This window comes from Parcubacteria group bacterium, assembly GCA_041659505.1.
GTDB lineage: Bacteria > Patescibacteriota > Minisyncoccia > Moranbacterales > UBA2206 > UBA9630.
The window spans coordinates 23,054-32,307 of the sequence record JBAZYF010000006.1 but is presented as its reverse complement, the minus strand read 5'-3'; the positions used below and the strand labels follow the sequence as shown (position 1 = coordinate 32,307).

General features: G+C 41.0%; 11 protein-coding genes. 10 read left to right on the top strand and 1 reads right to left on the bottom strand.

The annotated features are described in order from the left end of the window. From WC848_06870 to WC848_06825, 10 genes are all read left to right on the top strand, one after another. A partial coding sequence (locus WC848_06870; protein ID MFA5962373.1) for a hypothetical protein occupies positions 1-243 on the top strand: 243 nt, incomplete at its 5' end. 193 nt (positions 244-436) lie between these two features. Beyond that, the gene (locus WC848_06865) at positions 437-1,174 is read left to right on the top strand and encodes a hypothetical protein (GenBank protein ID MFA5962372.1); all 738 of its coding nucleotides are present in this window, start codon (positions 437-439) and stop codon (positions 1,172-1,174) included. Positions 1,175-1,178: 4 nt separating this feature from the next. Then, positions 1,179-1,817 carry a nucleotide exchange factor GrpE gene (gene grpE, locus WC848_06860; GenBank protein ID MFA5962371.1) on the top strand — a complete coding sequence of 213 codons (639 nt, stop codon included), beginning with the start codon at positions 1,179-1,181 and terminating at the stop codon, positions 1,815-1,817. A gap of 506 nt (positions 1,818-2,323) precedes the next feature. Further along, positions 2,324-2,731, top strand: coding sequence for an Hsp20/alpha crystallin family protein (locus WC848_06855; protein MFA5962370.1), 408 nt, complete (start codon positions 2,324-2,326; stop codon positions 2,729-2,731). A 266-nt stretch (positions 2,732-2,997) separates the two neighbouring features. Beyond that, positions 2,998-4,938 (top strand): molecular chaperone DnaK, encoded by a 1,941-nt coding sequence (gene dnaK / locus WC848_06850; protein ID MFA5962369.1) that lies wholly within the window; start codon positions 2,998-3,000, stop codon positions 4,936-4,938. A gap of 43 nt (positions 4,939-4,981) precedes the next feature. Next, complete coding sequence (locus WC848_06845) at positions 4,982-5,737, top strand: hypothetical protein (protein MFA5962368.1); 756 nt, start codon at positions 4,982-4,984, stop codon at positions 5,735-5,737. A gap of 160 nt (positions 5,738-5,897) precedes the next feature. Beyond that, positions 5,898-6,038 (top strand): hypothetical protein, encoded by a 141-nt coding sequence (locus tag WC848_06840; GenBank protein ID MFA5962367.1) that lies wholly within the window; start codon positions 5,898-5,900, stop codon positions 6,036-6,038. Then, positions 6,035-6,817 carry a hypothetical protein gene (locus WC848_06835; protein ID MFA5962366.1) on the top strand — a complete coding sequence of 261 codons (783 nt, stop codon included), beginning with the start codon at positions 6,035-6,037 and terminating at the stop codon, positions 6,815-6,817. The genes WC848_06840 and WC848_06835 overlap by 4 nt, the downstream gene beginning before the upstream one ends. A gap of 16 nt (positions 6,818-6,833) precedes the next feature. Then, complete coding sequence (locus WC848_06830) at positions 6,834-7,355, top strand: VOC family protein (GenBank protein MFA5962365.1); 522 nt, start codon at positions 6,834-6,836, stop codon at positions 7,353-7,355. A 30-nt stretch (positions 7,356-7,385) separates the two neighbouring features. Beyond that, entirely contained in the window at positions 7,386-7,958 is a 573-nt protein-coding gene (locus WC848_06825; protein ID MFA5962364.1) for a histidine phosphatase family protein, read from the top strand. 54 nt (positions 7,959-8,012) lie between these two features. Here WC848_06825 and WC848_06820 read toward each other — a convergent pair whose 3' ends face one another. Then, positions 8,013-8,900 (bottom strand): PHP domain-containing protein, encoded by an 888-nt coding sequence (locus WC848_06820; protein MFA5962363.1) that lies wholly within the window; start codon positions 8,898-8,900, stop codon positions 8,013-8,015. Positions 8,901-9,254 lie beyond the last annotated feature (354 nt).

Here is a 9,254-nt window from a genome sequence, read left to right as displayed (position 1 = left end):
AAAGATTCTACGAATGGTTCCTTTACCTGCACCTACGACAAAAACGGCACCTATGCTCCTAGTCTGAAAGTGACCGGACCAAGCTGTCTGGCAACTCCAGTTGCTAAGATTAATGTCAATAATACTGGTGAAGATTGCCATCCGGATGCTCCCGACTGTGCCTCCTATACTTGCAAGGATGTTTCTTGCAATGATGGTTGTAATTTGCAGGTGGGGGAGAAGGATTGTGTGGGGAGGAGATAATTTTTTAGGTATAAAATCAAAGATTAAAAAGATGCTCAATGCGGGCATTTTTTTAATTGCAATTTAAGGCATGATTTATCTTAAGTGGATCAGTTTGGTCAATCTTTGTCGAACTATTGACAGACAAAAATAACCCGTGTAAAATTAAATTAGCACTCAAGACAGCCGAGTGCTAATAGTCTAAAATAGAACCATGGAAGAAAGACAGCAGAAAATTTTGGCAGCCGTAGTAGAGGAATATACGGCGACGGCTGTGGCAGTCGGTTCGAAGATCCTTTCGCAGAAATATTTTTCCGATCTCAGTTCGGCCACTATCAGGAATGATATGGCGGAATTGGAAAAAGAAGGCTATCTCTATCAGCCACACACCTCTGCCGGCCGGATTCCGACCGACAGGGGATATCGCTATTTTGTATCTGAGATTATGCCAGAACAGGAGCTTAGTCTCGCGGAACAGAAAAAGATGCAAGTGGAGCTGTTGAAGATGAAGGCGCAAAACAACCGACTCTCTCGCGCGACAGCTAAATTACTTTCTTCGCTGAGTGGCAGTCTGGCCGTGACCGGTTTTGAAAAAGAATTTTATGATTTTGGAATCAAGGAACTTTTGGAAAATCCGGAGTTTCAAGAAATTGATGAATTTTGCAAAGTAGCGGAAGCCTTAGACTATATCGATGAAAATGTAGAGGCAATTTTGAAAAAGATAAAACTAGGGGAGACGAAGATTTTTATCGGCAAAGAAAATCCGATCAAGGGCATCTCTAATTGTTCAATGATAGTTTCGCCCTATGAAACGACCGAGGGCGAAAAAGGCCTTCTGGCCATTATCGGACCAAAGCGGATGAAATATGCCAAGAACAAATCGCTGATGGAATATATGAAAAAGTTTTTGAGTTCTAGCGCGGTAATTTTAATTGTTATTAATTTTATTTAAAAACATGACGGACGAAAAAAAAATCGAACCTGCCCGCAATGCTTCGCATAGCGATGCAGGCGGGGAAGAAATTCTGGAAGATATTGAGGATATGAAAAAGGCGGATGTGACTCCGAAAGAGACTGATAAGCGGGATATAAAAAAAAGTATCTTTAAAAAGGCTATAAAGCAGGAGAGCAAGGAAGAAGAATCCTCCGACGCCAAGGCTCTGGCGGACACATATCTGTTGGGCTGGAGGAGGTGTTTGGCGGATTTTGAGAACTACAAAAAACGTCAACAAGAATCGGCCAAAAATATCGGGGGGTATATCAAGGAAGATATGATTTTACAGATTATTCCGGTAATTGATAATTTCCACAGTGCGATCGAGCACATCCCCGCCGAGCAAAAAGAAGTGCCTTGGGTGGTGGGGGTGATGTATATCCAAAAGCAGTTGGAAGGTATTTTGAAAGAAAAGGGTGTTACAGAAATGGACACGAAAGTGGGTGATGAATTTGATCCGAATCTGCATGAAGCGATTACTGATAATGAGGCCAAAGAAGGGGAGGAAAAAGAGCTAAAGAATAAGATTAAAAAAGTTGTAGTAAAGGGCTATAAATTAGGGGAAAAAGTGATCCGCGCGGCACGGGTGATCGTAGAATAGATAGGAGCAGGAAGTTCTTTTAAAAAATAACACCCCAAGATGCGATTGCTATCTTGGGGCGGGTGAGTCAGGAGAAATTACTCCGTAGGATTTTTTTGGCAATATGAGGAGCGGCTCTAAGCTTTGTTCCTGTCAATTTTTCAACTGACTGAACAAGTCTTTTGCTTATAATAAGCGTATCGCTACTCAACGGTGTTTCAACTAGCGCGTTGCCTATTAACTTTCTTTGGGCTGGATGTAATTGATCGATTTTTTCGACAATTTTAGCCATTAATGGTAGTAGTTCATTTTTTGAGATCTCCATCGGTTCAATTACGAAAATTTTTTTCCGTCCTTGCATGTGCCCTCCTTAGGCTAGTAGTTGATGAATGTGCTAATGAAAATATGTATCAAAAATCCCAAAAAGTCAATGCTTATCTTTTAAGCTTCAATTTTTAAGCCAAATTAAAGATTGAAATTTGCAAGATAGAAAATAGTCATAATTAAAAAGAAAGGAGGTGAATAATATGAACAGAGGAATTATTCAATGGTCTCCGATGAGGGATCTTAACCGATTTTTCGAAGAGGATACGAGGGAAGGGGCGGATTTTACTCCAGCAGTGGATGTTTATCAAGACAAGGATAATGTGATTGTGGAAACACCGCTCGCTGGCGTTGATCCGGAGAGAGTGGAAATTTCAGTCGAAAATGATGTGCTCACGATTTCCGGTTGCACTGAGGAAAAGAAGGAAGTCAAGCGCGAAGATTATTATCGTAAAGAAGTGCGCAGCGGATCTTTTTCTCGCTCCGTGATTCTTCCGATGTCGGTGAAAGCTGACAAGGCTGAAGCTCACTCCGAGAAGGGAATGCTGAAAATTATTATTCCTAAAGCGGATGAGGTGAAGCCGAAGAGAATTGCGGTTAAGGTTAAATGAGTCGTCTGACCTTAGGTCATCGGAAGATTCCGGTGACCGATAGGGGAGATGAGATGGTGAAATATCAAATTTCCAATTTCCAATTTCCAATGTCAAGCAAAGATCAAAACTCAAATGACAAAATTTTATGATTTAGGCATTTGATATTGGACATTGATTGGTAATTTGTAATTTGGATTTTGAAGTTTAAGTGAGTTTAAAAATTATTTAATCAAAGCGTACTTCGCATCAGTATAAATGATGCAAAGTATTGCTAATCAATGGGTATGGCAAAAATATTAGGAATCGATCTTGGTACGACCAACTCCGCAATGGCAGTGGTTGAAGGTGGATCACCAAGTATCATCGAAAACAAAGAGGGCAATCGCACAACTCCATCAATGGTGGCGATTTCCAAGTCCAATGAACGCTTGGTCGGGCTTTTGGCCAAACGCCAAGCTGTGACCAATCCGGGCAATACACTCTATTCCATCAAACGTCTCATTGGGCGCAAGTTTGAGGATGAAGAAGTGCAACGTGATTTGAAACTATTGCCCTATAAAATCGTGAAAGCTAATGGCGGCGTGAAAGTAGAGATGGGCGGCAAGGAATATACCCCGCAAGAAATTTCCGCCATGATTTTGGCCAAACTGAAAGCCGATGCGGAAGAAAAATTGGGCGAGAAAATCACGGAAGCGGTCATTACTGTTCCTGCCTATTTTGACGACGCGCAAAGAAAAGCGACGAAAGAAGCTGGTGAAATTGCTGGCCTCAATGTGCGACGCATCATCAACGAACCAACAGCTGCCGCTTTGGCTTATGGATTCAACAAGAAAAAAGACGAGAAAATTGCGGTCTATGACTTGGGAGGTGGAACGTTTGATATCTCCATCTTGGAAGTGTCCGAGGACACTGTCGAAGTGAAATCGACCAACGGGGACACCCATCTGGGAGGCGATGACTTCGATCAAATCATCATCAATTGGATCATTGACGAGTTCAAAAAACAAGAAGCGATTGATCTTTCTAAAGATTCATTGGCTCTGCAGAGAATTAAAGAAGCGGCCGAAAAAGCCAAGATTGAACTTTCCACCGCCATGGAATCAGAAATCAATCAACCGTTCATCACTACGGACGCCAACGGTCCAAAACATCTCGTGATGAAACTGACTCGTTCTAAATTGGAAGAATTAGTCGGTGATTTGATCCAGAAAACTCTCGAGCCGACTAAAAAAGCGTTGGCTGATGCGAAACTTTCTGTCTCGGACATCAACGAAGTTGTCTTGGTTGGAGGAATGACTCGGATGCCACTCGTGCTTTCCACGGTGGAAAAATTCTTTGGTAAAAAACCAAACATCACAGTGAACCCGGATGAAGTGGTCGCATTAGGCGCTGCCATCCAAGGTGGAGTTTTGCAGGGTGACGTGAAAGATGTTCTCCTGCTCGATGTGACACCGCTGACATTCGGCATTGAAACGATGGGCGGAGTGAGAACACCGCTAATTGACCGAAACACGACCATCCCAACTTCCAAATCACAAGTATTCTCCACTGCGGCTGACAATCAGCCTTCTGTAGAAATTCATGTCTTGCAAGGTGAGCGGGAAATGGCCGCGGATAATAAAACGCTTGGACGGTTTATTCTCGATGGTATTCCACCATCTCCAAGAGGTATCCCGCAAGTTGAAGTGACTTTTGACATCGATGCCAACGGAATTCTGAACGTCAAAGCTAAAGACAAGGCGACGAACAAAGAACAATCCATCCGCATCGAAGCTTCCACCGGACTTTCGAAAGATGAGATCGAAAAGATGAAAAAAGACGCCGAAGTCCATGCAGAGGAGGATAAGAAAAAGAAAGAAGCGATTGAGGCCAAAAATATGGCCGACACGCTGGTCTACACAACCGAAAAAGCATTGCGCGACGCCGGTGACAAAATCACCGCCGACGAGAAAAAACCCGTCGAAGAAAAAATCGAAGCGTTGAAGAAAGTCAAGGACGGCGATGACTCTGAAGCGATCAAAAAAGCGACTGAAGAACTCTCGCAAGAAGCGCAGAAGATTGGGGAGAAGCTGTATAAAGCCGCCTCCGCTGAAGCTACGGCGGGCCAAGGGCCGCAAGCTACCCCAGGAGGCGAGCAGCCAAAGGAAGGTGAGGCGCCGAAAGAGGAAGTGAAGGATGCGGAGACTAAGGATGAACCTAAGAGTGAAGAACCTAAAACGGAATAGATTTAATTTGAGCGGGGGCGAAAGCCCTCGCTCTTTAAAAAATATGGAGCCACTAACATTATTTTCTTCCGCAGTAAGTTTTATGAAGGATATTTTTAGTTTTTTTAGATTTATAGTAAATTCAATTAAATTATATATAAATTTAAGAAGACCTGCTGGAAGAATATTTGGCAAGCTGTTAAAAAACAAAAAAAATATTAAAATTTATTCTAGAGATTTTTTTGTTCCCAATAATACTTATGATAGCCCGAAATTAACCGCAACTGGCTCTGATGGAAAACAATGGATACATCCAAATATAGATTGTGTTTGGGCAGATGTTGAAGTGAACGCATCGATGGACTTAATAAAATTATTTGCAAAGCTAGGAAAAGACGACGTCTTGATTGAAAAAATGTCTAATCAAAGAGAATGGGATGAGAATGTAATTATCCTAGGAGCTCAAGCTGATTCATCACTGAAATTCTATGAGATTATGAAAAATGTTGGCTATGGAATGAATGCACAAGAGATTTATGACAAGGACAGTGGTGAAATCATTCAGCGGGAAGATGGCTATGGCTACGGAATAATCTTAAAAGCTAAAAATCCACATATACAAGATGAGTGCGATTTTTCTTATTTAATAGGTGGTTTTGGTGTTCTTGGAACTGAAGCGGCTTCTTTATATTTTGTAAAGAATTTAAAAGAAATCTCGGAGATTTTTGGTAAAAAATATTTTGGGTGTATTGTGCGCGCTTCCATTGAAGGTGGAAAATATTCTGTTGAGAGATTAGCACAATATGATAAAAAATATTGATAATAAAGGGTTGCGATAACTAAAAATTTAATTTTTAAAATGTTATGAATTTCAAACACTTTAAAATCTAAATCCACCTCACCCTAACCCTCTCCTTGGTAAGGAGAGGGGACGGGATGCAGAGTTGTTGGAATATTTTCTGGTAATAGGAGCGTGAAAAATGTTAAAGAAAGCCCTTCTCCTTGCCAAGGAGAAGGTGGCCGTAGGCCGGATGAGGTGGATTTCTGAGATAATGACAAAATCGGGAAAACTTGGTAAGGTTGAAGCAGGGATGATTATTATAAGAGCTAAAAACATATGAAACTAGCTATACTGTTTTGGTTCTATAAGGAGTTAGATATTTGCAAAAATCGATTGGAGCTATTGAAAAAGCATAATCCGGAGTTGAAAATCTTTGGTCTTTTTGGGGGTGATCAAAAAGAAGCAGGAAAATATCAAGAGACTCTTGGCGAGTACCTCGACGATTTCTATGTTTCTCAATCGGATGATCCTGATTGGAAATGGATTAATGGGGACCTTATGATTTTAGATTGGTATGGCGCAAGAGGAAAAAAGCTTGATTGGGATAGTATTGCGGTTGTTCAATGGGATATGCTTGTTTTTGATTCAATCCAGAATCAGTTTACAGGACTTAAAAAAGATCAGATTTTTATTTCAGGGACAAAAAAGCTAGATAGTGAAACGGAAAATAGATGGAGTTGGACTAATCCCAAAAAAGAAGAACGAAAGAACTATCTTGGATTTGTCGATTATGTGAAAAAGAATTATGGATACGTGGATGCTGTTTTGTGCTCACTTTTTATCTTTCAGATTTTTCCAAGAATATTTTTTGAAAAATATCTGACGGTTAAAAATCGGGAAATAGGAATGCTGGAATATAAAATCCCGACGTATGCGAAAATTTTTAACATATCTCTTTATGAAAAAGATTTGGGTGTTTGGTGGTTTGATAGTAAGCTAGGAGGAGAGGCGCCTCTTAATGCAATACCAGTTGAAATTAAAAAAGATAATATTTTAAAGGAACTCAAAAAGAAAGATGGGTTTAGGTTTTTTCATCCATACTATGCAAAGTGGGAATGAAGTTTTATTAAAAAATATGACTGAACAAAAAACACAAGAATCAATCAAATCCATCATCGGTGATTACGAAAATTTTTTAGATCGGATTTTTGACAGCTTGAAAGAATCCGGATTTTCAATGGATGAATTTAAGGAATTGGATCATATTGCATACAGAACCGAGAGCCTTGAGAATTATGAAAAAATAAAAAAAGGCTTACTTGAATTTTCGCAAAATTATAGTGACAAAATATTTGGTGGTCGGCCGGTTTTGGTTTGTCGATTGAAAGAGCCATTGAGTTATGATAATTTTATGATTGAAGGGATTGAGGTTTTGGCGCCAAAGGGAGATAATAAATTCAAAGAAGGGTTGGAGCACGCTGAATTTATTACGAAAACTACTCTTTCAGAGTTCAGGGAAAAACACAATAATATTTCTTTTAATCTTGACGCATATGCTCGAGAGGATAATCCAGAGCTTATCGTGGAGCTTAAGGATTGTGCCGCCAAGTTTCATATGCAGAGTCTATTGGAGGTACGCGGAATAAATAAGGTTTAAGGAATAATTTATGGAAAAAATAATCAATTTATGAAACTATACATCGTGCGACATGGGCGGACAATTGATAACGCTAAATTTATCCTGCAAGGCCATCGTCCAGGAAAACTATCCAAAGAAGGTTTATTGCAGGCGGAAAAAGTTGCCGAAAGACTGAAAGACGTCAAGTTTGATGTAATCTATAGCAGTGATCTCAAAAGAGTGGTAGATACTGCGGAAAAAATAACGGTTCACCATAAGGCCCCGATCTATTTCAAGGAAAATCTGCGAGAAAGAAATCTGGGTAGCTATCAAGGAAAAATGGCCAGTGAAGTTGATTGGGACAATCTTCCAGCTGATGTGGAAACAATTGCAGAGCTATATGAAAGAGTAGCTCGCGCGGTGGGTGAGATATATGCAAAACATCCTCACGAAAACGTGCTCATTATTTCTCATGGTGGATTTGGCCGGGTTCTTCATGCTATCATATCGGGCATTCCGATCGAACGCTTTTTTGAAGTCGAGAAACCGAAAAACACCTCGGTGTATATCTATGAGTTGAAAGATGGATTGAAAGGAAAAATCATTTTGGAAAATTGTGTGAAGCATTTGGAAGAAATTTAGAAATTAAAATAGCCCGCTGTTTTTCAACAGGCGGGCTATCTTTGGGGGATTTTTTTATCCCTCGCAAAATTTTTTGAATCCTCGAAATTTTTCGAGGGAAACTCCTGGCATTGCAATGCCACAGGAGTTTGTTTTGTAGGCTCCGTGATAATCGGAGCCAGAGAGTCTCCAGAGGTTGTTATTTTTATCAATCAGGCGTTTTGCTACGGAAGCGAAAAACTGGATTTCTGGCTTGTCGGGGTAGGGATAATAATATTCCGCTCCTTTGAGGCCAAGATCAATTAGTGTTTCAAATAATTCTTCCAGTTGTTTTTCGGTGCCTTTTTGGCTAATGCTGTATTCTGCGAAAAAGCCAGGATGAGCAAGAACGGGTGTGGCGCCGATTTCTTTGATGAATGTCATGCCTTCTTCAACGGTCATTAATTTTCCCGAGGATAAAAGTTTTCGCATCGGCGAGTTTTGGCCGAAAATAGTTCGTCCGACAATTTCTGGCGGTAAGCCGATCCGCTCAATAAGATATCTGAACAGGGGAAAAGTAAAATTGGTATGGCCCGCGCGATTAGTCGCTTGCCTGATGAGTTTGGTCGTCAAGTTAAGCTCGAAGTGTTTATTCGCATCAGAAATGGCTTCCTCGAAGCATTCATTATGCGCTTGGCAATTTCTTTCTAGCCCCTTTTTGACCAGATCCATTTTCTCCAAGTCGAAACCATAAGCGAGGATGTGGATGTAGTAATTTTCTTCGTAGCAGGTTGATAACTCGAAACCAGGTATTGACTCAATGCCGGCTTTTTTTGTCCGTGTTCGAAATTCTTCGACTCCACCAACATTATCGTGGTCACTGAGGATTGCGCCTTTAACTTTGGCGATATTCAACACTTTGACCAGTTCTTTAACGCTATCTTTCCCATCGGAATGATGAGAATGTAAGTGCATTGCGATCATATTGATTTTCCCTCCTTATTGTTTGTTAATGTGCAATATGTCAGTATAGCGCAGATTTGGATTTTGTCCAGATTTTTAGCTTATGGATTTTTGCATAAAAAACACGGCAGAGGCTCAATAGAATCTTGAGCTTGCCGTGTGATGACTACGGACAGGGGACTGGATGGGGTGTCTGGAACCGATGCCAGTATTTGCGACCATGATGGTCGTACCGAAGTTCCCCCTCGATGTAACAAGGGTAGTATGGCTGCGGTTCGACGTAGACTACCGTAGGCTGTGGCTGTGGCGACGATTGACTGACAGCACCGGCCACTGCTGCCCCGACTACTCCTCCGACAATCGCCGCGCCGACCA

Bases quoted from the DNA above. Each gene is read 5' to 3' on its own strand.
- WC848_06865 (MFA5962372.1), top strand. From the start codon at position 437: ATGGAAGAAAGACAGCAGAAAATTTTGGCAGCCGTAGTAGAGGAATAT.
- grpE (MFA5962371.1), top strand. From the start codon at position 1,179: ATGACGGACGAAAAAAAAATCGAACCTGCCCGCAATGCTTCGCATAGC.
- WC848_06855 (MFA5962370.1), top strand. From the start codon at position 2,324: ATGAACAGAGGAATTATTCAATGGTCTCCGATGAGGGATCTTAACCGA.
- dnaK (MFA5962369.1), top strand. From the start codon at position 2,998: ATGGCAAAAATATTAGGAATCGATCTTGGTACGACCAACTCCGCAATG.
- WC848_06845 (MFA5962368.1), top strand. From the start codon at position 4,982: ATGGAGCCACTAACATTATTTTCTTCCGCAGTAAGTTTTATGAAGGAT.
- WC848_06840 (MFA5962367.1), top strand. From the start codon at position 5,898: ATGTTAAAGAAAGCCCTTCTCCTTGCCAAGGAGAAGGTGGCCGTAGGC.
- WC848_06835 (MFA5962366.1), top strand. From the start codon at position 6,035: ATGAAACTAGCTATACTGTTTTGGTTCTATAAGGAGTTAGATATTTGC.
- WC848_06830 (MFA5962365.1), top strand. From the start codon at position 6,834: ATGACTGAACAAAAAACACAAGAATCAATCAAATCCATCATCGGTGAT.
- WC848_06825 (MFA5962364.1), top strand. From the start codon at position 7,386: ATGAAACTATACATCGTGCGACATGGGCGGACAATTGATAACGCTAAA.
- WC848_06820 (MFA5962363.1), bottom strand. From the start codon at position 8,900: ATGATCGCAATGCACTTACATTCTCATCATTCCGATGGGAAAGATAGC.